Genomic DNA, 22,270 nt, shown 5'->3' with positions numbered 1-22,270 from the left:
AACGATTAACGGCGAACAGGAATTCGTCTACAAAAAAGGACGCGATAAAAAATGGAAAATAGAATTTACTTAGACCATGCTGCGACAAGTCCAATTCATCCAGAAGTTATCCAAACAATGCTTGGCGCAATTACAAATACGTACGGCAATCCTTCCAGTATCCATTACGCTGGACGAGAGGCAAGAAAAGCTTTGGATGAAGCTCGTCATACAATTGCAGATAGTATCCATGCTATAGAAAAAGAAATAATTTTTACAAGTGGTGGAACAGAAGGCGATAACTTGGCGATTATTGGAGCAGCTTTAGCACAGCAAGAAAGTGGTAAACATATTATTACTTCTCAAATTGAGCATCACGCTGTCTTAAAAACATGTGAATACCTTGAAACGCAAGGATTTGAAGTTACCTATTTGCCAGTAGATGAGCATGGAATAGTATCTATAGAGAGTTTACAAGAGGCCTTGCGTCCAGATACAATTCTAGTTTCTATTATGTATGGAAATAATGAGATAGGCACGATTCAACCGATTGCGGAGATTGGTGCAGTGTTGCGCAATCATCAAGCAATTTTTCATACAGATGCAGTACAAGCTTATGGGCTATTAAATATAAATGTAACGGAGCTAGGGGTTGATTTATTAACTACTTCTTCTCATAAAATAAATGGACCACGTGGCGTAGGTTTTTTATACGTCAAAAATGGCACACGGCTTATCTACCAAATGCACGGCGGAGAACAAGAACGAAAACGTCGCGCTGGAACGGAGAATCTAGCGGGAATCTGTGGTTTTAGTGCTGCTTCTTCTATCATGATGAATGAACGAGAGCTAAAAAATGAGGAATATATTTCCTTCAAAAAACGAATGGCAGAAATTTGGCGTTCGGCAGATCTTGATTTTGAAGTGAATGGATTAGAAGCCAATACCTTGCCACATGTATTTAGTGTGCGTTTTCCAGGAGTTTCGATTGAACAATTATTAATGAATTTAGATATGGACGGAATTGCAGTTTCTAGTGGCTCGGCTTGTACGGCGGGAACAGTAGATCCATCGCATGTATTAGTAGCTCTTTTTGGTGAAAATCACCCAGCGATTCAAGAGACCGTTCGGATTAGTTTTGGACTAGGAAACCATTTAGAAGAAGTGGAAATGGCGGCTACGAAAATTAGTGAAGTAGTAACGCGTTTAATGAAAATATAAGAAGGTGAGGAGCGAACTTTGAGTACAAATAATAGTGACATTCGTGTAGTTGTCGGCATGTCAGGCGGAGTAGATTCATCAGTCACTGCTCATATATTAAAAGAACAAGGTTATGATGTTATTGGCATCTTTATGAAAAATTGGGATGATACGGACGAATTTGGCGTTTGTACAGCAACGGAGGATTATGATGATGTGATTCGCGTAGCCAATCAAATCGGTATTCCTTATTATGCGGTCAATTTTGAAAAAGAGTATTGGGATAAAGTGTTTACGTATTTTTTAGATGAATACAAGCTCGGTCGCACGCCAAACCCAGACGTTATGTGTAATAAAGAAATTAAATTTAAGGCATTTTTAGAACATGCGGAAAGTCTTGGTGCGGACTATGTGGCAACTGGTCACTACGCACAAGTGAAAAAAGTCGGCGATGAAATTGAATTACTTCGAGGTGTCGATAATAATAAAGATCAAACGTACTTTTTAAACCAACTTTCACAAGATCAACTGAAAAAAGTGATGTTTCCCCTTGGTGGCATGGAAAAAACAGAAGTGCGCGAAATTGCGAAAAAAGCCGGACTTGCTACTGCAAACAAAAAAGATAGCACTGGGATTTGTTTCATTGGCGAAAGAAACTTTAAGCAATTTTTAAGTGAATATCTTCCGGCGCAACCTGGTGAAATGAGAACACTGAACGGTGAAGTGTTAGGGAAACATGACGGCTTGATGTATTACACGATCGGTCAACGCCATGGTTTAGGTATTGGTGGAGACGGTGAACCTTGGTTTGTTGTTGGTAAAGACTTAAAAGAAAATGTATTGTTTGTGGAACAAGGTTTCCATCATGAAACACTATATTCAGATTCGTTAATTGCGACAGATATTTCTTTCACAACGAATGCAGAAAAACCGAAAACAATCGAATGTACTGCCAAATTCCGCTATCGTCAAACTGATACGAAAGTAACCGTGCACTTGCGCGAAGATGGGACAGCAGAAGTAGTTTTCGCTGATCCAGTTCGAGCAATCACACCAGGTCAAGCGGTTGTATTTTACGACGGGGACATTTGCCTTGGCGGTGGAACAATCGATACGGTTTGGAAAAACGGCGCGAAGTTAGATTATGTAGGCTAAAACTGGAACCGGAGAATCTTGTTTTCTACGAGACTCCGGTTTTTTTCTTGTTTAAATGCGTTTTTTTAAACAGATTTTATGGTAAAATATTATACGAAACAGGGAAAAGAGGTCCTTTATGAAAAAGATAGCGATTTTTGGGAGTGCGATTGTTTTATTTTGTCTTCTTATTTGGGGATATTTTTATTTCAACTCAGAACCGTCTACAACTGCAGAAAATGCTGCAAATTCAACTAAAGCAGTGGATGTGCTTGAAGAAAATGACATCCTTGTTTTTACTCCGCGTAAATTGGATGCCGATATGAGTGTTATTTTATATCCAGGTGCTTTTGTTGATGCGTTAAGTTATGCACCTCTTGCAAACAAACTAGCTTCGAGCGGTTACAAAACGTACATCGTTGAAATGCCCCTTAATTTAGCTGTATTTGGTAAAAATCGAGCTGCTGATATTATTGATGAGGCTCCGGATGAAAAATTTGTCATTGGTGGACACTCGCTTGGTGGCGTGATGTCTTCTAGATTTGCACATGATAACGAAAGCGAAATAGAAGGCGCGTTTTTCTTAGCTAGTTACCCAGATAAGAAAGGTTCCTTAAAAAATGCTTCTTTTCCAGCGCTTTCTGTCACAGCGACTAAGGATGAAGTGTTAAACCAAGATTCTTATAATAAAAATAAAAAATACTTACCTAAAGATACTACCTTTGTCTCTATTAAAGGTGGAAATCATGCGCAGTTCGGTTCATATGGCGAACAACATGGGGACGGAAAAGCAACGATTAGTGGACCAGAACAAACTGATCAAGTAGCGAATGCGCTCATTACGTGGCTTAATACATCTGTAAAAAATCAGGAAAGATAAGAGGGATAACATGGATAAAAATCAATTAGGTATTAAACAAATGCAAGAAGGAAATTTAGAAGAAGCAGTCAAGTTATTTACAGAAGTAATTGAAGAACATCCAAGTGATCCAGTTGGTTATATTAATTTTGGAAATGTTTTACTTTCAATGGATGATTTTGAACGTGCGGAATTATTTTTCAAAAGAGCACTAGAGCTAGATGACACAGTTCCAGCTGCTTACTATAGCTTAGGAAATTTATATTATGAATTAGAGCGTTATCAAGAAGCGGCAGATAGCTTCCAAAATGCCACAAAACAAGGAATGGAAAATGGTGATTTATTTTTCATGTTAGGAATGAGTTTTGTTCAAATGGAGGAGCTAACACTTGCGATGCCATATTTACTTAGAAGTGTCGAATTAAACCCAGAAGACGGCGAAGCGTTATTCCAATATGGGATTGTGCTTGCTCGCAGTGGTTTTTATGAAGATGCGATTAATATGTTAGAACGCGTTTTACTTGTTAAGCCTGAAGATCCAGATGCACTTTACAATATTGGTGCAGCTTATCTGGCGTGGCAAGGAGATATCGTTCTTGCTAAAAACTATTTTGAACGAGCGATTGCTACAGGTGCTTCACATGAATTGGCTGAAAACGCCTTAAATGCAATTCAAGATTTAGAGAACGAAGTAGAGTAAAACGAATTAGAAAGGAGGCGGCTTAGGATGGCTGAACAAGAATCACTCGCTCTATTTAACGATACACCAGAAGAACTTTTCATGAAGGGCACGATGTTGTCCACCATTTTTTACAATGCCGAAAACCTCTTTTCTGTTGTACGAATATTGGTCAAAGAAACCAATGCGGATTGGGACGAAAAAGATATTATCGTAACCGGTTTTTTCCCAGCGCTTCACGAGCAAGAAGTATACACTTTCTACGGGAAAATGCAGGAACATGCTAAATTTGGTCAACAGTTTAAAGCAGACCGGTTTCGTAAGGAAATGCCACAATCACGAGCGGGCTTAATTAATTATCTATCCGGTGAACTTTTTAAAGGCATTGGTAAAGTCACTGCTGAAAATATTGTGGATACGATTGGCGACGATGCTATCACAAAAATTTTATCCGATCCGAGCTTGCTAAATACAGTACCTAAGTTGCCATCTGGCGCGGCAGAAAGTTTGCTTGCTTCCCTTAGAGAAAATCAAGGGTTGGAGCATGTGATGGTCGGATTAAACGAATATGGCTTTGGTCCGCAATTATCCATGAAAATTTTCCAGGCCTATAAACAAAATGCGATTGAAGTGTTAGAGAATAATCCTTATAAATTGATTGAGGATATAAAAGGGATTGGTTTTCAGCGTGCCGATGAGCTTGGACGGAAACTCGGTCTTGGCGGGAATCATCCAGAACGGCTTCGTGCTGGGATTTTATTTATGTTAGATTCGGTTTGTATGCAACAAGGTCATGTATATATGGAGCAAGAGGTTCTGCTCGGAGAAGTAACTTATTTACTGGAAGAAAGCGAAGGCATTCGTATTGACCAAAATATTTTAGTAGCTCAAGTAGAAAAATTAGCTGAGGAACAAAAGATTATTACGGAAAATACACGTGTTTACATGCCATCACTCTATTATTCAGAGAGCGGCTTTGCATATCACGTGAAGCGAATGCTTAAACAAACAGAATACCAAGAACAATTTCCGCAATCCGAATTTCTGCTAGCTCTAGGAGAATTAGAAGAACGGATTGGCGTTCACTACGGAGATTCGCAGCGACAGGCTTTAGAACAAGCTTTAATGTCTCCGATGCTCGTACTTACTGGTGGTCCCGGGACAGGGAAAACAACAGTCATTAAAGGGATAGTGGAGCTTTATGCGGAACTAAATGGTGTGAGCCTTGATCCCCATGCTTACAAAGATGGAGCGACTTTCCCCGTTCTTCTTGCTGCTCCAACTGGCCGTGCCGCTAAACGGATGTCTGAGTCAACAGGGCTTCCTGCGATGACCATTCACCGTTTACTTGGAATGAATGGTCAAGAACAAATGGATGATGATGCAGAAAGACTGATTGATGGACGACTGTTGATAGTGGATGAGATGTCAATGGTAGATATTTGGCTTGCTAATCAATTATTCCGTGCTTTACCAGCGCACATGCAAGTGGTACTTGTTGGCGACCAAGATCAGTTGCCTTCAGTCGGACCAGGTCAAGTACTCAAAGATATTCTGCAATCTGAACAAATTCCAACTGTAGCTCTTTCAGATATTTACCGCCAAAAGGATGGTTCTTCCATTATCGAAATGGCGCATTATATAAAAGAAGGCATGTTGCCAGCTGATTTCACCAAAAATAGCGCCGATCGCTCCTTTTTTCATTGCACGGTAAATCAAATTGGTGATGTAGTCGAACAAGTGGTAAAAAATGCAAAAAACAAAGGATTTCGAGCAAAAGACATCCAAGTTTTAGCACCAATGTATCGTGGTCCTGCAGGCATTGATATTTTAAATAAAAAACTACAAGAAATTTTCAATCCAAATGATACAGGGCGTCGTAAAGAAGTTCAATTTGGTGACATAAAGTATCGCGTGCATGACAAAGTACTGCAATTGATTAATCAACCAGAGAAAAATGTGTTTAACGGTGATATTGGTGAAATTGTGTCTATTATATACGCCAAAGAAAATACCGAAAAACAAGATCTGATTGTCGTTCAATTTGACCAAACAGAGGTTTCTTACTATAGGCAAGAATTTAATCAATTGACCCATGCTTATTGTTGTTCGATCCATAAAGCGCAGGGAAGTGAATTTCCGATTGTGATTATGCCGATTGTCCGCAGTTACTACCGGATGTTACGGCGCGATTTATTATACACCGGAGTAACGCGAAGTAAACAATTTCTCATTCTTTGCGGGGAAGAAGAAGCTTTTCGAATGGGGATAGAACGAATTGATGAAAATAAACGTAATACAACACTCTCTGAACGTTTAATGAGCGAAGATGTTTTATTAGAACAAATGACAAATAAACGAATTCTCACAGCTGAAAATATTACGGAAATTGATCCGATGATTGGAATGGAAGGGATTACTCCAGAACAATTTATGGCAGGATAAAAAAGAACCACTCTCTAAAAAAATAGAAAGTGGTTCTTTTTTTATTGTTCGTTATCTTGGAAAAAAGGAAGGCGAATAGTAAATGAAGTACCTTTATTTGGTTCACTAGTCACTGTAATTGATCCATCGTGATATTCAATTAACTGCTTCACAATGGATAAGCCAATACCAGATTCGCCAAAAGCGGTATTTGTTCGAGACATATCTGCTTTATAAAACCTTTCCCAAATTTGTTCTAATTCCTCTGTATTCATACCAATCCCAGTATCTGTTATCGTTAAAACAGATTCTTTATAATCTTGTGTGCCAGTTAGAGTAATCTGACCATTTTCAGTAAATTGGACACTATTTTTGACGATATTGATAAATACTTGTGTTAAACGATCGTAATCTGCGTAAATCGCCATGTCTTTATCGATAGAAACAGTAATAGTGTTACCTTTTTCGCTTGATACATAATCAAGTTGTTCTTTGATTAACTCAAGGAATTCCTTACCATTAAAACGTGTTTTTTGAAGTTTAATTTTGTTACTGCGGATTTTTTCATAATCTAAATTTTCATTGACTAGTTTCGTTAAACGTCTAGCTTCTGTATCAATGAGTGCTATGCAACGATCTGTTTCACTTTTTGGAATAATATCATTTACTAAACCTTCCGTGAGGCCACTAATCGTTGTGAGCGGGGTACGCATTTCATGAGAAACATCAGCAATAAACTGGCGTCTCCGCTTCTCTTGTCGTTCTATTTCTTCTTGAGATGTTTCAAGGGTTTGTGTCATTTTATTGAAATCAATGGCAAGTGCACCAATTTCATCAAAATTATTTTCCTTCAATCGAGCTTTGTAATTGCCTTGAATAACGTCTTTTGTCGCTGCTCGTAGTTTGTTGATTCGATTTACTTGTAGTTTGGACAAGATTGCGCTAAGAATAAGTGCTACCGTTATAGAAAGTAAAATAGTGTAGAACATATAGCGGTTAATCGTACCAATTACTTGCTCCGTACCGCTAATAGGTGAATTGAGCACGATAGAACCGACAAATTTGTCGCCATTCATTATTGGGACGTACACAATTGTCATTTCTTTATTAAAGCGATTATCTATTTTCTTACTAACTGTTTCGCCACTTTCAAGTTTTTTCTTATCATCCGAAGAAATAGAGAAATCCTTTGGTAACGGCTGATTCATCTGTGTTGGATAAATGGTTTCATCGTTGGCGTTTTTGATTGTATAATGAATTTTTTTCACATCTAAAATTCGCTGATACGTATTCAAAACTTGCATCGTTGCATCTTGTGGCGAATAGCGAATATCCCTAGAAATCGTTTGCCCATAACTTGTTAAGTCATCTACTTGGCTTTGGTAAAAATAATCTTTTAAGGAGTGAGAGACAAGCACCCCAATCATGATACAAGCAATAAGCAAAATGATAAATTGTGTGAAAAATAATTGGTAAGCATATTTAAATTTCATTCGCTTCATTCCGTTTCATCAAATTTGTAGCCAACACCCCAGACGGTGTGCAAAAATGGCTTTGTTTCGGTGGCGATTTTTTGGCGTAAACGTTTGATGTGAACGTCCACTGTGCGCTCATCTCCATAGAACTGATAACCCCAAACTTGTTCCAGCAATTGTTCTCTTGAAAACACTTGTCGTGGATGTTGCATCAAAAAATAGAGTAAATCGAATTCTTTTGGCGTAAGTGCGTCAAGTAGCTCACCTTGATAAAAAATTTCTCGTGTCCGTTTACTAATTTTGAAATAAGTTGTTTCTAGGATATCTTCATTATTTTCTGTAGAAGTGGCACTATTTTTGCGGCGTGTAACAGCTTTAATTCGCGCCATTAAAGTAAGTGGGCTAAATGGTTTAGTTACATAATCATCCGCACCCATTTCAAGGCCAAGCACTTGATCGGATTCTGATTCTTTAGCCGTTAAAATAATAATTGGTACATCGCTTACTTCACGAATTTTACGGCAAATGGTCATACCGTCCATATTAGGAAGCATTAGGTCAATAATTGCAATATCATATTCATCTTTAAAAAACGCTTCATAACCCTGCTTGCCGTCATGAACAAACGTAGCATCAATTTCTTCTTTCATAAAGAACATTTCTATCATTTCACAAACACTTACATTATCTTCTATCATAAGTAATTTCATAATTTGTATTCACTCCTCTTACATTAAAACTAGCCTAATTAGACCCAATAATCAAGCCAAATTATTTTTTTCGCGAAAGTTTAAAATATGCATCATAGTTTGTTCATACTTTCTTCATAACTCCCCAGTAATCTTAGTGGAGTAGAAACCGAATGGAGGAAATCACATGAATTTTTTTAAGAGAGCATGGCTCAGCATGAAAGCGAGAAAAGGAAGATCTGTTTTACAACTAATTATATTCACAGTCGTCTGTGTACTTATTTTATCAGGTTTTACTATTCAATCGGCTGCAGATAAAGCGAGTGAGTTGGCGCGAGAACAGCTTGGTGGTACAGTGACGCTAACTGTTGATCGAGAAAAACAAATGCAGAGAATGCGAGACGAGGCTTCAAGCAGTGATAGTAGCTCAACTGAATCCAAGCCGCAATTTCAAAGTAGTCCGATAGACGTTAGTGATGCTAATGATTTGGCAAAGTTAAAACATGTAGCAAGTTACAATTATTATTCCAGTACACAAGCTTTAGCATCCGGATTTGATCCAATCGAGTCTTCCGGTGATACATCATCTTCGAGTGATGAATCATCCACTACAACCGAAACACAAGGACCAGGAGGCGGCCAAGGTGGACCGCAAATGGTAGATGCCGATTTAAGCATTAGCGGCTTACTTGATTCTGCAACTAGCACTGATTTTGAAGCAGGAACTAGTGAGTTAACAAGTGGTGTGGCAATTACTTCCGCTGATAAAGATAAAAATGTAGCTATGGTAGAAGAAAATTTAGCAGAAGAAAATGATTGGAAAGTTGGCGATTCTTTTACTGTCACATCCAGTGATGGCAATACCAAAGTAACATTAAAGATTGTGGGTATTTATAAAACAACAGATTCTGGAAGTGATATGGCACAAAACTTCTCTTTCCTAAATCCTTATAATAAAGTATATGTTCCTTATACAGTAGCTAATACAATTAAGGGTTCCGATTATAAAAATACAGTAGACTCAGCTGTTTATACGATGGATGATGCGGCTAATATTTCTGCTTTTGAAAAAGAAGCAAAAAAAGTTGATAGCATTGATTGGGATACATTTAAATTAGATGCCAATGATACGCTTTATCAACAAATGATTGGCCCGATTAATAGTGTCGCATCTTTCTCTAAAAATGTTGTCTACATTGTCAGCATTGCAGGCGCGCTCATCTTAGGTCTACTTGTTATGATGCAAGTGCGCGACCGCAAATATGAAATGGGTGTACTTTTGGCAATTGGTGAAAAACGTGGCAAATTGATTGCGCAATTCTTTGTGGAAATTTTAATTGTAGCTCTGGTTTCCTTTGGCCTAGCCGCTGCAAGTAGTCACTATGTAGCACAATTAGCGGGAAATCAATTATTGGCGCAACAAAATTCATCTACTACTGAAACAACAAGTTCGACAGAAAACCGTGGTCCAGGTGGTGGACAAGGAGGTCCAGGTGGATTCGGTGAGAGCGTGAGCAACTTGACGAAAAACACCGAACAAATCAAAGAATTAGACATTCAAGTAACATTAGAAGATATGCTGAAAATGGGCGGAATTGGTATCGGAATTGCCTTTATCTCAGTCCTTTTACCAGCTGCACTCGTTCTTCGTATGAATCCAAAAACAATTCTAACTAAACAGGAGTAGGTGACGATATGACCAAAGTATTAACGTTTGAAAATATTTCTTATTGGTATAAAACGAAAGAAGAATCCATTTTAAGTGACATCAATTATGATTTTGAAGCGGGTGTTTTTTATACAGTAGTCGGCAGTTCTGGCTCAGGAAAAACAACTTTCTTATCTCTTGCAGGAGGTCTTGATACGCAAAAAGAAGGAGATATTTTCTATAAAGGTAGCTCACTCAAAAGTATTGGCTTACAACAGTTTAGAAATAAATATGTATCGATTGTGTTCCAAAGTTATAATCTGTTGACCTATATGACCGCACTACAAAATGTCACAACTGCAATGGAAATTACCCATGTCAATCAACCAGATAAAAAAGCCTTTGCTCTAAGTATGCTGGAAAAAGTAGGTATCACAGAAGACATGGCACGCCAAAAAGTATTGACGTTAAGCGGTGGCCAACAACAACGGGTTTCGATAGCGCGGGCTCTCTGCTGTGAAACGGAATTAATTGTAGCGGATGAACCAACCGGAAATTTGGATGAACGTACTAGTAAAGAAGTAGTTACTTTATTCCAAGATTTAGCGCATAAAGAAGGTAAATGCGTTATTATGGTGACGCATGATCCCGAGATTGCAAAAGTGTCCGATGTGAAACTAACGCTTAAAAACGGAAGCTTTGTTGAAAAGAAACAATCAACGAATAGTCTAATAAACAGTTGACATTTAGCCATCCGTTCTTTATAATTTAGTTTATTGTTGAATAGAAATTGATACATGATAGGAATATGATTTTGGTTTCCACGTGATTAGAGAGTTTTCCCATGGCTGGAAGGAAAACCACGCTTGCACCAAAATTGCTCTCCCATTAGATGATCCGTCTTATCCACGTTAACAGATAACGGAAGAGGTAATGATACAAGTCTATATCATTGCAAACAGGGTGGTACCGCGATTTTACTGAAATCGTCCCTGTGAGCAATCATATAGGCTTTTTTTGTTGTTAAAACCAAAAGGAGGAAATAAAAAATGAAACAATTATCAAGCGCTGAAGTAAGACAGTTATTTTTAGATTTCTTTAAAGAAAAAGGGCATACTATCGAACCTAGTGCACCACTTGTGCCAAATAATGATCCGACAATTCTTTGGATTAACAGTGGTGTAGCAACCATGAAAAAATACTTTGATGGTTCCGTTATTCCGGATAATCCAAGAATGGCGAACGCTCAAAAATCAATCCGTACAAATGACATTGAAAACGTTGGTAAAACAGCGCGTCATCATACATTCTTTGAAATGCTAGGAAACTTTTCTATCGGTGATTATTTTAAAGAAGGGGCGATTGTTTTTGCTTGGGAATTCCTAACGAGCCCTAAATGGATTGGTTTTGATCCAGATAAATTGTATGTGACTGTGTATCCAGAAGATGAAGAAGCGAAAACGTTATGGCGCGAAAAAATTGGTTTAAGTGATGATCATATCGTCGAAATTGAAGATAATTTCTGGGATATCGGTATTGGACCAAGTGGCCCAGACAGCGAAATTTTCTATGACCGTGGACCTGCTTTCGGTGACGATGCAAGTGATCCAGAATTATATCCAGGCGGAGAAAATGAGCGTTATTTAGAAATTTGGAACTTAGTATTTTCTCAGTTCAACCACAATCCAGATGGAACTTACACTCCGCTACCAAAACAAAACATTGATACAGGGATGGGACTTGAACGAATGGTTTCCATCATCCAAGACGCACCAACTAACTTTGAAACAGATTTATTCATGCCTATTATTCGTGAAGTTGAACAAATCGCTGGCGTGAAATATGGCCATTCTCAAGAAAATGATGTGGCATTTAAAGTGATTGCTGACCATATTCGTACTGTAGCATTTGCAATCGGTGACGGCGCTTTACCATCCAACGAAGGACGCGGATATATTTTACGTCGTTTACTTCGCCGTGCTGTTCGTTATGCAAAAGTCCTAACAATCAACGAACCATTCATGTACAAATTAGTACCAGTAGTTGGGAAAATCATGAATAGTTTCTATCCGGAAGTAGAAAACCAAACAGACTTTATCCAAAAAGTCATTCGTACAGAAGAAGAACGTTTCCACGAAACATTAAACGAAGGTCTAGCAATTTTGGAAACAATCCTAAAAACTGCGAAAGAAACAAATGAACAAATTATTAAAGGCGCAGACATTTTTAAATTATATGATACATTCGGTTTCCCTGTAGAATTAACAGAAGAATATGCAGAAGACCATGGCTTAAAAGTGGATCACGCTGGCTTCGAAGCAGAAATGAAAGAACAACGGGACCGTGCTCGCTCGGCTCGTGCTGATGTAAAATCGATGCAAGTGCAAGGCGAACTACTTGCTAATTTAACTGAAAAAAGTGCATTTGTTGGCTATAATTCAACAGAGCACGTTTCAGAAATCTTGTATTTAATCCAAGATGACACGCTTGTGGAGGAAGTTGCAGCTGGAAGTGAAGCACAAGTCATCTTCAAAGAAACACCATTTTATGCAGAAAGCGGCGGACAAGTTGCTGACAAAGGAACCATCGAGAGCGAAACTGGTCTTGCTTATGTAGAAGATGTACAAAAAGCGCCAAACAAACAAAATTTACACCGTATTTCTGTCAAAGAAGGCGTATTAAAAACAGGCGACACAGTGAAACTTGCTGTTGATAAAGTAAAACGTCGCGAAACAATCAAAAATCATACAGCGACACACCTTTTACACCGCGCACTCAAAGACACATTAGGCGAGCATGTTAACCAAGCTGGATCTCTTGTTTCACCGGATCGTTTACGTTTTGACTTCTCTCATTTTGGTCAAATTACAGAAGAAGAATTAACGAAAATGGAAGAAATCGTGAATGAAAAAATCTGGGAACAAATCAATGTTGTGATTGAAGAAATGCCAATAGCAGAAGCAAAAGAACTTGGCGCTATGGCACTATTTGGCGAAAAATACGGCGATATCGTACGAGTTGTACAAGTAGGCAAATACAGCATTGAACTATGTGGCGGTGTCCATGTGCGTAATACAGCTGATATTGGTCTATTCAAAATCGTATCCGAAACAGGTATCGGAGCGGGAACTAGACGTATCGAAGCTGTTACTGGCAAAGAAGCCTATCGCTTTGTAACAGAACAAGAAAACACATTAAAACAGGCAGCGAGTCTACTAAAAACAACAACCAAAGAAACACCGCAAAAAGTAGAACAATTACAAGCTGACTTACGTGAAGTGAAACGCGAGAATGAATCACTATTAAGTAAATTAGCGAGTGCAGCAAGCGCGGATATTTTTGAATCACCAGAAGAAATCGGCGGCGTAAAAGTGATTGCAAAACAAGTAAATGCAAAAGATATGAACCAATTACGTCAATTCGTGGATAACTGGAAAGATAAAAAAATTGGAGGCATTCTTGTTTTAGGCGCTGTTCAAGGCGATAAAGTAAACTTAATCTCCGCAGTCTCTGAAGAAGCAATCAAAGCAGGTTACCATGCAGGTAAATTATTAAAAGAAGTGGCAACACGTTGCGGCGGTAATGGTGGTGGACGTCCTGATATGGCACAAGCTGGCGGTAAAAATCCAGCAGAACTAGGAACAGCCCTTGATTACGTTTCTACTTGGGTAAAAGAACAACAAGCATAAATTTCATCAAAGTGCCTCATTTTTCTTTGTTATTTCCGTTCACATAGTGTAAAATGAAAGGAGATACATGAAGGAATGAGGTGCTTCGATTATGGATTCAAAAGATCAAACAATGTTTTACAACTTCGGCGATGATTCAATTGAAGAAGATGTAAAAAAATTAATGAAACAAGTCTACGTTGCTCTTGAAGAAAAAGGCTATAATCCCGTAAATCAAATCGTTGGCTATTTACTTTCAGGCGATCCAGCTTATATTCCTCGTCACAAGGATGCTAGAAGTATGATACGTCGTTTAGAACGAGATGAAATTATCGAGGAACTTGTCAAAGCGTATCTGAAAAATAACGAAATTGGTGAGAAATGAGAATAATGGGTTTAGATGTCGGCTCGAAAACAGTCGGCGTAGCGATAAGTGATCCACTTGGTTGGACCGCACAAGGTGTGGAAACCATTCAGATTGACGAGAATAGAAAGCAATTCGGCTATGACCGCGTAAAAGAGCTCGTGCTTGAATACGAAGTGGAAAAAGTCGTAGTTGGACTTCCTAAGAATATGAATAACACTATTGGACCTCGTGCTGAAAGTTCCAAAATATATGCTGAAGTACTTGAGTCAAGAATTGGACTCCCTGTTGTACTTTGGGATGAACGTTTGACCACTTCTGCCGCTGAAAGAACTTTGATTGAAGCAGACGTTTCGCGTAAAAAACGAAAAGAAGTGATTGATAAGTTAGCTGCAGTAATGATTTTACAGTCCTATCTGGACACTACTAATTAATTTGAGGTGAATTTAATGGCAGAAGAACATAACCATAATCATGAAGAAGAAAATATTATTTGGATCACAAACGAAGAAGGAAAAGAAGAAGCTTACGAAATTCTTTTTGATTTTGATTCCGAAGACTTTGACAAATCTTATGTTTTATATTTCCCAGCTGGCAAAGGGGAAGACGAAGAAATCGAAATCCTTGCATCTAGCTATATCCAAGATGAAGAAGGCAAACAAGGTCAACTTAAACCAGTTGAAACAGATGAAGAATGGGATATGATTGAAGAAATCCTTGCAACATTCTTAGCTGACGAAGACGAAGAATAAAAATTAAAAAAGCATGTCCTGACAAAAACTGTCAAGACATGCTTTTTATTTTGCATTTCTAGCGCGTTTATTCCATACTTTGTAAGCAAGGTAGACAACGATGGCAATAACCAAAGCTAACATTAAATAGCTAATTGGTCGCGTATATTTTTCCACAACGCTCCAATTGGAACCTAATGAATAACCAAGCCATGTCAGAAAAATATTCCACGGAATGCAGCCTAAAATCGTATATATAACAAATTTCCAGACATTCATTTTGGCAATTCCAGCCGGTAAAGAGATAAATGTTCGGATGACTGGCAAAACTCGGCCGAAAAATACAGCTCTTGCTCCGTAACGACCAAACCATAATTCCGCTTTATCCAAGTGCTTCACATTTAAGAATATATACTTTCCGAATTTCAATACTAAAGCTCTACCACCGAATTTACCGATGTAGTAAGCAATCAGTGAACCGACTAAGTTACCAGCAATACCAGCAAAAACAACGAGCCAGAAGTTAAGTTTCCCAGCTTCCGCCATAAATCCACCGAATAGCATAATAACTTCACTTGGTAGCGGTATACAAACACTTTCAATCAGCATTCCGAGGAAAATACCCCAGTGCCCAAGCGAGTCTACTAACCACATCGTGAAATCTTGCAAACTTTGTATTAATGTATGTAACATCCAAAAGACTCCTTCAATATTTAATTAATTGGCAGAAGCAAGTCTTTGACTGATTCTGTCTTGTTCGTTAAATCACGCTATTTATTATACCGAAAAAACATAAAAACGTCACTTTTTAAGAAAATTTTCCTTATTGAATAGCATTTTTTTTAGATAATCGGTATAATAGATTAGAATTGTTTTCAATGAAATGAGGTCTAAAATGAAGAATACAAAAGGTAAGAAAATTACAATTATAATTTCTGTTATTATTTTAATTTTAGTGATTGCAACTTTTTCAGGTTATTATTATGTAAAATCGCAACTAGAACCAAAAGATGAAGCAAGTAAAGAGAAAATCACCGTAGAAATCCCAGCAGGCTCTAGTATTTCAGACATTTCTACTATTCTAGAAGATAAAAAAGTAATTAATAATGCTTCTATTTTCTCGTTTTATGTAAAATATAATAATGATACGAATTTAAAAGCAGGGAACTATGAATTCAGTCCATCGATGAACACAGATCAAATCGTCAAAAAAATGCAAGAAGGAAAAACGGTAGCACCTGCTAAACTGGTCATTCCAGAAGGTTACACGTTAGACCAAATTGCTGATAGAATTGTTGCTTATCAACCAAAATTAAAAAAAGCAGATGTACTTAAAACAATGGACGATCCTGAATTTGTTGCTTCCATGATTAAAGCATATCCAGATACAGTAACAAACGACGTATTAAACAAATCTATTAAACATCCATTAGAAGGTTATTTATATCCAGCTACTTACACCTTCAAAGGAACGGATGTATCTGCAGAACAAATTATTACAGAGATGGTCAAGGCAACGGATGTGAACATTGCTAAGTACCGCGATGAACTAACGAAACAAAAAATGTCTGTACACAAATTCTTAACGATGTCTTCCATTATCGAAAAAGAAGCAACTGAAAACGTAGATCGCAAAATGATTGCCAGCGTATTTTATAATCGTTTAGCAAAAGATATGCGATTGCAGACAGACCCAACTGTTCTTTATGCGCTTGGTGAACACAAAAGTAAAACGACTTACAAAGATTTAGAAGTCGATTCACCATACAACACATACAAAAACAATGGACTACCACCAGGTCCAATTTCAAATAGTGGAGACTCTTCGATGGAAGCAGCACTTTATCCAGAAAAAAGTGATTACCTATACTTCTTAGCAAATACAAAAACTGGTAAAGTATACTTCTCTAAAACTTTAGAAGAGCACAATAAACTAAAAGAAGAGCATATTACGAAAAATAATTAAAACAACCACTTGTCAGAAGCATGTTTAGCATGTTTTTGGCAGGTGCTTTGTTTGTTAAGATAGGGGATCCTAGCAGTGAATGATATTATTCATGATTATTTATTAAAAAACATTCCTAAGAGCAGTCCTTTTTTTGAAGAATTAGAGGCGTATGCGAAGGAAAATGAAGTACCGATTATGGAACCAGATTCTTTGTACTGCTTATTACAGATTTTAGATATCCAAAAACCAAAGCGCATATTGGAGCTTGGGACGGCCATTGGGTACTCCGCTTTAAAAATGGCAGATAAACTTCCTGATGCAGAGATTATCACGGTTGAGCGCGACGAAGAACGATATGAGCAAGCAATACATAATATTCAGCGCTACGGGGCTAATGACAGAGTGAAAGTTTTATTAACAGATGCTATTGAAGGAGCTGAAGAAATTTTGGCTCACGGTCCATTTGACGCAATATTTATTGATGCAGCCAAAGCGCAATATGAGAAATTTTTCCATATTTATACCGATTCTTTAGCTGAAAATGGCGTTATTTATAGTGATAATGTTCTTTTTAAAGGGTTAGCGCTAGATATGACACCAGAAAAACAACGCAAATTACGTGTTGCTAGGAAAATGCGCCATTTTAACGATTTTTTAGTGACGCATCCTGATTTTGAAACAACGACCATTCCACTAGGGGACGGCCTATCTATTTCCAAAAGAAAGAAAACTGGAGGCGTATCATGACAAAAAAACCAATCGTAGTCGGCGTAACTGGCGGTTCAGGTTCTGGTAAAACTAGTGTAACGAAAGCCATTTGTGATCATTTTAGCGGACACTCGATTTTGATGATTGCTCAAGATGTCTATTATCACGATCAAGCCAATATTAGTTTTGAAGATAGATTAAAAGTAAATTATGATCATCCACTAGCTTTTGATACGGACTTACTCATTTCACATATTGCCGCACTGCGTCGCTATGAAACCATAGAAAAGCCGATTTATGATTATGCCAAATATACGCGAAAAAAAGAAGTAGAAATCCAAGAACCTAGAGAGGTTATTATTTTAGAAGGAATTTTAATTTTAGAAGATAAACGCCTTAGGGATTTGATGGATATTAAAGTATATGTGGATACCGATGATGATATTCGTTTTATTCGCAGACTTTTACGCGATATGAAAGAACGTGGTCGGACAATGGATTCTGTTATCGAGCAATATCTTTCTGTTGTTAAACCAATGCACAATGAATTTATAGAACCAACGAAAAAATTTGCCGATATTATTATTCCAGAAGGCGGAGAGAATCACGTTGCAATCGACTTAATGACAACAAAAATTGAATCCATTTTGCAAAAACATGTATAAACAACAGGTATCACTTGTCAAATAGAGAAATTTAAGGTAAAATTTTTCTAGTAAAAAGAGTGGCAATTGCTTGCTATTTCTAGCGTGGCGTGTTAATCTTTCTGACGAGTAGTAATATTTTTGATGAAGGTGCGGAGCGATATCTCCGTGCTTTTCTATACAATAATGAACAAACAAAAAGGAGCGAAATCGATTGGCGACAGAAAAAGTATTTCCAATGACCCTAGATGGGAAAGCAAAATTAGAAAATGAATTACAAGAATTAAAGACGGTAAAACGTAAAGAAGTAGTAGAACGGATCAAAATTGCCCGTAGTTTTGGTGACTTATCAGAGAACTCCGAGTATGATTCCGCAAAAGACGAACAAGCTTTTGTTGAAGGTCGTATCACTACTATTGAAAATATGATTCGTAACGCACAAATCATTGATGCTGCTGAAGCACATAATGGTTTAGTAACACTTGGAAATACAGTTACTTTCATTGAACTACCAGACGGTGAAGAAGAAACTTACACAATCGTAGGTAGCGCTGAAGCAGACCCGTTTGAAGGTAAAATTTCCAATGATTCTCCAATTGCCAAAGGTTTACTTGGTCATAAAGAAGGGGAAGAAGTAACTATCCAAACACCAGCTGGTGACATGAGCGTTAAAATCGAAAAAATCACTGCATCTTAATATTATCGGATGTTTTTATACAGCGGTTACTTATAAGGTGGTGAATGCAAATGGCAGACAAACGACAATCAAATAACCGTCGAATTAAACAAAACTTGGTGGAAGGATCTCGCTCCCAGCAAAATACAAAACGAAAAAAGACTAATTTAGTTTTAAACGTTTTAATTATCGTGGTAAGCTTACTTATCATTGGTAGTTTGTATTTTGTGCTGTTTAAAACAGAGAGTGATCCTACGCAACAAGATAACAAAACGGCATCTTCCACTGCAAAAAAAGAAGATGCCGCTAAATCATCCGAAAAGAAAAAAGATTCTTCAGATGATAAAACAACTGAAACAACCGAAAGCGATGATCCCAATGTAGCGAAAGTTATTACCAAAGATTGGAAACCTATTGGTACCGAACAAACTGGTGATCATGTGAATTCGTACAGTTCCACAAGTATAGATTGGCAAGAAAAACGTAAAGCTTTTTCTGCAGCAACTGATATCCCAATCTCAAATACGTCGCTTTGGTTTGTAGAGCAAGGAGCTGATCCTGCGACACAAGCAATTGGTACACTCTCTACTAAAGAAAACCCAGACAAAGCATATCGTGTTTATATTACCTGGGTTGACGGTGAAGGATGGCAACCAACCAAAGTGGAAGAGCTTAAAACAAATGACAAAAGATAAAAGCACAGAAGTTAGCTGTTAACGACTGTGCTTTTTTGGAGGTTACATAATGACAATTGGTATTATTGGAGCAATGGAAGAAGAAGTAGAACTTTTAAAAAATAGCATGCCAAGCGTAGAAGAAATTGTTATTGGCGGAGCTAAATTTTACGTTGGCGAAATTGCTGGCAAAGAAGTAGTGCTTTTGGAGTCAGGTATTGGTAAAGTAAATGCCGCACTTGGAACAACACTTATGGCGGACCGGTTTAAACCAGAAGTAATTATTAACACTGGTTCTGCTGGTGGTATGGCGGAAGGATTAGCCGTTGGTGATGTTATTATTTCTGACCGATTAGCTTATGGCGACGTAGATGTAACGGAATTTGGTTATACTTACGGTCAAGTCCCAAGAATGCCAGCTTTTTATCAAGGAGACGCTGTACTTCTTAAAAAAGCGGAAACCATTTACCGTGAATATTTTGCTGCAAGCGAAAACAAAGCAGTCTATGGACTTGTTGTTACGAATGATTCATTTATTATGCGTCCAGATCAGCACGAAACAATTCGCACTTTTTTCCCAGATGTAAAAGCAGTTGAGATGGAAGCTGCGGCAATCGCACAAGTTGCTTATCAATTTGATATTCCTTTCTTAATTATTCGCGCTATTTCAGATTTAGCGAATCAAGAAGCGACTATTTCATTTGATGAATTCATTCACTTAGCAGCGAGACAATCCGCAACATGTATCATCGAATTACTAAAAACAATTTAAAAAATGCCTGGAGTTTTTAAGCTCCAGGCATTTTTTTATTTGATATATTCTTCTGTTAAAGTAAGGAAATCTTCTACATCTTTGGCAGCAAGAGCAACAGCTTCTTCCCAGAAGTCAGCTTTACGTAAGTCAACGCCCAGATGTTTTTCTGCTAGCTGTTCTGTTGTCATCGAACCAGTGTCTTGTAGTAGTGCAATGTATTTATCTTCGTAACTAGCACCTTCTGCTTGAGCTTTATGGTAAATGCCAAGCGAGAACAAATAACCGAAAGTGTACGGGAAGTTATAAAACGGTACATCAGCAATGTAGAAATGTAGTTTAGAAGCCCAGAATTGTGGATGATATTCATCCAAGGCGTCCAAGTATGCTTCTCGTTGCGCTTCTTCCATTAGAGCGTTAAGTCGATCAACCGAAACGACACCTTGTTTACGTGCTTCATAGAAGTTACATTCAAAAATAAAGCGAGCATGAATATTCATAAAGAAGGCGATACTACGACCGATTTTATCTTCCAACAACGTGATTTTTTCTTCTTTTGTTTTTGCATCTTTCACAGAAGCATCTGCAATAATCATTTCTGCAAAAGTTGAAGCGGTTTCTGCCACGTTCATCGAATAATCAGTATTTTCAAAGGGTTCATCGCGAATCACGTGTGAATGGAATGCGTGCCCAAGTTCGTGAGCAAGAGTAGCGACTGTTCCTGGAGCGCCATCATATGTCATGAAAATGCGACTTTCTTTTTCGACAGGGAAGTCGGTACAAAAACCACCAGGACGTTTATTATCACGGTCTTCCGCTTCAATCCAACCTTTTTCAAACGCTGATTGCGCAAAGTTTGCCATTTTCGGGCTGAATTTGTTAAATTGCTCAATAATAAATTCAGCGCCTTCTTGATACGAATATTTCTTAGGTTCGCTTGAAAAGACAAGAGGAGCTTCTACATCATAAAAACTTAATTTTTCAAGGCCAAGTAATTTCGCTTTTCTATCTAAGAATCGAACAAAAGTAGGCTTGTTCGTTTGGATGACATTCCACATAGATTTTAACGTTTGCTCATCTAAACGATTAATTGCAAGAGGTTCATCTAGAATATTATCCCATTTACGAATTTCATATGTAGCTAAACGGAATCCTGATAAATGATTTAACGTATCGCTAAATAAACGAGCTTCACTTTGCCATACACGTGTATATTCTTTAAAAACTGCTTGGCGAACCGCGCGATCAGGGTGATTTAATAAGTTTAGCGCTTGGCCAGCAGAAACATCTTTTTCTTCTCCGTTAATGGTAACATGCATGCGGAGTTTACCGACAATGGTATCATAATGATCAGACCAGCCGCGATAACCATCGACAGCTAAAGAATTAATAGCTGCTTCTTGTTCTTTACTCCCTTTTTTACGGCGGTTCGTACGCGCTTCACTTAAAATAAAGCTAATTTGCGATAAACCATTTTGTTCCATTAATTCGTCCCAAACACGGTCAGAAACTTGTGCAAATTTGTCATGCCATTCATCTTCGGCCGTAGCTAGAGTTGCAACGTATTGATAAATTAACGCCGAAAGCTCATTTGCACGCGAGTCATTGATATCAGCGGAAGCAAGACATTCTAAAAATGATCCAGCTGTGAGTAAAATTTTAGATATATCTGCATTTTGATTAACGAGAAGTAAAAATTCAGCAGAGGCTTCCACATTTTCAGGAACATCCCACTCCGAAACATTTACAACAAAGCTGTCTAAATCAGCTTTTACCTCTTGAAGCGTTTGTTGTAATTCTTCAGAGCCGCTGCCGCCAGCATATATATTTTCTAAATCCCATGTTAATGCATAATCTTTTGACATTTGTTTACCTCCTTAAAAATAACGTTTCCTTTCATATTATAGCATTTTTCTAAGGTTTTTTTGTAAAATAAGCAGAAAGATGGTAAAATTTATAGATTATTAGTCTAATTGAATGTATGATAGAATAGACTGTACTAAATAAAAGAATGAGGTG

The 22,270-nt window shown here is 37.7% G+C and carries 21 protein-coding genes; 17 read left to right on the top strand and 4 right to left on the bottom strand.

Features of this window, described 5'->3' with window-relative positions; all coding sequences use genetic code 11:
* The first annotated feature begins 51 nt into the window (after positions 1 to 51).
* From GL301_RS07675 to recD2, 5 genes are all read left to right on the top strand, one after another.
* On the top strand, positions 52 to 1,200 hold the full coding sequence (locus GL301_RS07675) for a cysteine desulfurase family protein (RefSeq protein ID WP_003731166.1): 1,149 nt from the start codon (positions 52 to 54) through the stop codon (positions 1,198 to 1,200).
* An 18-nt stretch (positions 1,201 to 1,218) separates the two neighbouring features.
* On the top strand, positions 1,219 to 2,334 hold the full coding sequence (mnmA, locus tag GL301_RS07670; RefSeq protein WP_003727410.1) for a tRNA 2-thiouridine(34) synthase MnmA: 1,116 nt from the start codon (positions 1,219 to 1,221) through the stop codon (positions 2,332 to 2,334).
* A gap of 118 nt (positions 2,335 to 2,452) precedes the next feature.
* Positions 2,453 to 3,193 carry an alpha/beta hydrolase gene (locus GL301_RS07665; RefSeq protein ID WP_003725985.1) on the top strand — a complete coding sequence of 247 codons (741 nt, stop codon included), beginning with the start codon at positions 2,453 to 2,455 and terminating at the stop codon, positions 3,191 to 3,193.
* 40 nt (positions 3,194 to 3,233) lie between these two features.
* A complete protein-coding gene (locus GL301_RS07660; protein ID WP_072572675.1) occupies positions 3,234 to 3,872 on the top strand; it encodes a tetratricopeptide repeat protein in 639 nt (212 codons plus the stop codon).
* Positions 3,873 to 3,899: 27 nt separating this feature from the next.
* On the top strand, positions 3,900 to 6,296 hold the full coding sequence (gene recD2, locus GL301_RS07655) for an SF1B family DNA helicase RecD2 (protein ID WP_003727413.1): 2,397 nt from the start codon (positions 3,900 to 3,902) through the stop codon (positions 6,294 to 6,296).
* Positions 6,297 to 6,337: 41 nt separating this feature from the next.
* On the opposite strand, the gene pieS is transcribed toward recD2, so the two are convergent.
* Positions 6,338 to 7,777 carry a two component system sensor histidine kinase PieS gene (gene pieS, locus GL301_RS07650; RefSeq protein WP_003741021.1) on the bottom strand — a complete coding sequence of 480 codons (1,440 nt, stop codon included), beginning with the start codon at positions 7,775 to 7,777 and terminating at the stop codon, positions 6,338 to 6,340.
* Positions 7,774 to 8,460: a two component system response regulator PieR gene (gene pieR, locus GL301_RS07645; RefSeq protein ID WP_003725981.1), complete on the bottom strand. Its 687-nt coding sequence runs from the start codon at positions 8,458 to 8,460 to the stop codon at positions 7,774 to 7,776. The genes pieS and pieR overlap by 4 nt, the downstream gene beginning before the upstream one ends.
* Positions 8,461 to 8,626: 166 nt before the next feature.
* Here pieR and GL301_RS07640 point away from each other — a divergent pair, with 166 nt between their 5' ends.
* The 6 genes from GL301_RS07640 (at position 8,627) to GL301_RS07615 (ending at position 14,871) form a co-directional block, all read left to right on the top strand.
* Positions 8,627 to 10,126, top strand: a complete 1,500-nt coding sequence (locus GL301_RS07640; RefSeq protein ID WP_021496005.1) for an ABC transporter permease — start codon at positions 8,627 to 8,629, stop codon at positions 10,124 to 10,126.
* Between the two features lie 8 nt (positions 10,127 to 10,134).
* On the top strand, positions 10,135 to 10,830 hold the full coding sequence (locus tag GL301_RS07635; RefSeq protein WP_003725979.1) for an ABC transporter ATP-binding protein: 696 nt from the start codon (positions 10,135 to 10,137) through the stop codon (positions 10,828 to 10,830).
* Positions 10,831 to 11,136: 306 nt separating this feature from the next.
* Positions 11,137 to 13,776, top strand: a complete 2,640-nt coding sequence (gene alaS / locus GL301_RS07630; RefSeq protein ID WP_003725978.1) for an alanine--tRNA ligase — start codon at positions 11,137 to 11,139, stop codon at positions 13,774 to 13,776.
* A gap of 91 nt (positions 13,777 to 13,867) precedes the next feature.
* On the top strand, positions 13,868 to 14,140 hold the full coding sequence (gene reoM, locus GL301_RS07625; protein ID WP_003719797.1) for an IreB family regulatory phosphoprotein ReoM: 273 nt from the start codon (positions 13,868 to 13,870) through the stop codon (positions 14,138 to 14,140).
* On the top strand, positions 14,137 to 14,553 hold the full coding sequence (ruvX, locus tag GL301_RS07620) for a Holliday junction resolvase RuvX (RefSeq protein ID WP_003725977.1): 417 nt from the start codon (positions 14,137 to 14,139) through the stop codon (positions 14,551 to 14,553). The genes reoM and ruvX overlap by 4 nt, the downstream gene beginning before the upstream one ends.
* A 15-nt stretch (positions 14,554 to 14,568) precedes the next feature.
* Complete coding sequence (locus tag GL301_RS07615) at positions 14,569 to 14,871, top strand: DUF1292 domain-containing protein (RefSeq protein ID WP_003722010.1); 303 nt, start codon at positions 14,569 to 14,571, stop codon at positions 14,869 to 14,871.
* A gap of 45 nt (positions 14,872 to 14,916) precedes the next feature.
* Here GL301_RS07615 and GL301_RS07610 read toward each other — a convergent pair whose 3' ends face one another.
* A complete protein-coding gene (locus GL301_RS07610; protein WP_003727417.1) occupies positions 14,917 to 15,543 on the bottom strand; it encodes a DedA family protein in 627 nt (208 codons plus the stop codon).
* Between the two features lie 202 nt (positions 15,544 to 15,745).
* Between GL301_RS07610 and mltG the strand changes: the two genes are divergently transcribed.
* The 6 genes from mltG (at position 15,746) to GL301_RS07580 (ending at position 20,272) form a co-directional block, all read left to right on the top strand.
* Positions 15,746 to 16,816 (top strand): endolytic transglycosylase MltG, encoded by a 1,071-nt coding sequence (mltG, locus tag GL301_RS07605; protein ID WP_003725975.1) that lies wholly within the window; start codon positions 15,746 to 15,748, stop codon positions 16,814 to 16,816.
* A gap of 75 nt (positions 16,817 to 16,891) precedes the next feature.
* Entirely contained in the window at positions 16,892 to 17,545 is a 654-nt protein-coding gene (locus tag GL301_RS07600; RefSeq protein WP_003725974.1) for an O-methyltransferase, read from the top strand.
* Positions 17,542 to 18,171 (top strand): uridine kinase, encoded by a 630-nt coding sequence (gene udk / locus GL301_RS07595; RefSeq protein ID WP_003725973.1) that lies wholly within the window; start codon positions 17,542 to 17,544, stop codon positions 18,169 to 18,171. Before GL301_RS07600 ends, udk begins: the two co-directional genes overlap by 4 nt.
* Before the next feature lie 193 nt (positions 18,172 to 18,364).
* A complete protein-coding gene (gene greA / locus GL301_RS07590; RefSeq protein ID WP_003722004.1) occupies positions 18,365 to 18,847 on the top strand; it encodes a transcription elongation factor GreA in 483 nt (160 codons plus the stop codon).
* Positions 18,848 to 18,897: 50 nt separating this feature from the next.
* Complete coding sequence (locus tag GL301_RS07585; RefSeq protein ID WP_003734326.1) at positions 18,898 to 19,521, top strand: YrrS family protein; 624 nt, start codon at positions 18,898 to 18,900, stop codon at positions 19,519 to 19,521.
* 49 nt (positions 19,522 to 19,570) lie between these two features.
* On the top strand, positions 19,571 to 20,272 hold the full coding sequence (locus tag GL301_RS07580; RefSeq protein ID WP_010958905.1) for a 5'-methylthioadenosine/adenosylhomocysteine nucleosidase: 702 nt from the start codon (positions 19,571 to 19,573) through the stop codon (positions 20,270 to 20,272).
* Positions 20,273 to 20,307: 35 nt separating this feature from the next.
* On the opposite strand, the gene GL301_RS07575 is transcribed toward GL301_RS07580, so the two are convergent.
* Entirely contained in the window at positions 20,308 to 22,116 is a 1,809-nt protein-coding gene (locus tag GL301_RS07575; RefSeq protein ID WP_010958904.1) for a M3 family oligoendopeptidase, read from the bottom strand.
* Positions 22,117 to 22,270: the final 154 nt, after the last annotated feature.

The organism is Listeria sp. LM90SB2, assembly GCF_028867355.1.
Lineage (GTDB): Bacteria > Bacillota > Bacilli > Lactobacillales > Listeriaceae > Listeria > Listeria monocytogenes_B.
The sequence above is the reverse complement of the archived record's forward strand: the minus strand, read 5'-3'. Positions and strand labels throughout refer to the sequence as shown.

What these genes read in the sequence shown, in the direction of transcription:
- GL301_RS07580 (WP_010958905.1), top strand. Translation starts at nt 19,571, where the DNA reads ATGACAATTGGTATTATTGGAGCAATGGAAGAAGAAGTAGAACTTTTA.
- GL301_RS07640 (WP_021496005.1), top strand. Translation starts at nt 8,627, where the DNA reads ATGAATTTTTTTAAGAGAGCATGGCTCAGCATGAAAGCGAGAAAAGGA.
- GL301_RS07585 (WP_003734326.1), top strand. Translation starts at nt 18,898, where the DNA reads ATGGCAGACAAACGACAATCAAATAACCGTCGAATTAAACAAAACTTG.
- GL301_RS07610 (WP_003727417.1), bottom strand. Translation starts at nt 15,543, where the DNA reads ATGTTACATACATTAATACAAAGTTTGCAAGATTTCACGATGTGGTTA.
- mltG (WP_003725975.1), top strand. Translation starts at nt 15,746, where the DNA reads ATGAAGAATACAAAAGGTAAGAAAATTACAATTATAATTTCTGTTATT.
- recD2 (WP_003727413.1), top strand. Translation starts at nt 3,900, where the DNA reads ATGGCTGAACAAGAATCACTCGCTCTATTTAACGATACACCAGAAGAA.
- GL301_RS07635 (WP_003725979.1), top strand. Translation starts at nt 10,135, where the DNA reads ATGACCAAAGTATTAACGTTTGAAAATATTTCTTATTGGTATAAAACG.
- GL301_RS07615 (WP_003722010.1), top strand. Translation starts at nt 14,569, where the DNA reads ATGGCAGAAGAACATAACCATAATCATGAAGAAGAAAATATTATTTGG.
- GL301_RS07665 (WP_003725985.1), top strand. Translation starts at nt 2,453, where the DNA reads ATGAAAAAGATAGCGATTTTTGGGAGTGCGATTGTTTTATTTTGTCTT.
- udk (WP_003725973.1), top strand. Translation starts at nt 17,542, where the DNA reads ATGACAAAAAAACCAATCGTAGTCGGCGTAACTGGCGGTTCAGGTTCT.
- pieS (WP_003741021.1), bottom strand. Translation starts at nt 7,777, where the DNA reads ATGAAGCGAATGAAATTTAAATATGCTTACCAATTATTTTTCACACAA.
- GL301_RS07575 (WP_010958904.1), bottom strand. Translation starts at nt 22,116, where the DNA reads ATGTCAAAAGATTATGCATTAACATGGGATTTAGAAAATATATATGCT.
- alaS (WP_003725978.1), top strand. Translation starts at nt 11,137, where the DNA reads ATGAAACAATTATCAAGCGCTGAAGTAAGACAGTTATTTTTAGATTTC.
- reoM (WP_003719797.1), top strand. Translation starts at nt 13,868, where the DNA reads ATGGATTCAAAAGATCAAACAATGTTTTACAACTTCGGCGATGATTCA.
- GL301_RS07660 (WP_072572675.1), top strand. Translation starts at nt 3,234, where the DNA reads ATGCAAGAAGGAAATTTAGAAGAAGCAGTCAAGTTATTTACAGAAGTA.
- GL301_RS07675 (WP_003731166.1), top strand. Translation starts at nt 52, where the DNA reads ATGGAAAATAGAATTTACTTAGACCATGCTGCGACAAGTCCAATTCAT.
- pieR (WP_003725981.1), bottom strand. Translation starts at nt 8,460, where the DNA reads ATGAAATTACTTATGATAGAAGATAATGTAAGTGTTTGTGAAATGATA.
- ruvX (WP_003725977.1), top strand. Translation starts at nt 14,137, where the DNA reads ATGAGAATAATGGGTTTAGATGTCGGCTCGAAAACAGTCGGCGTAGCG.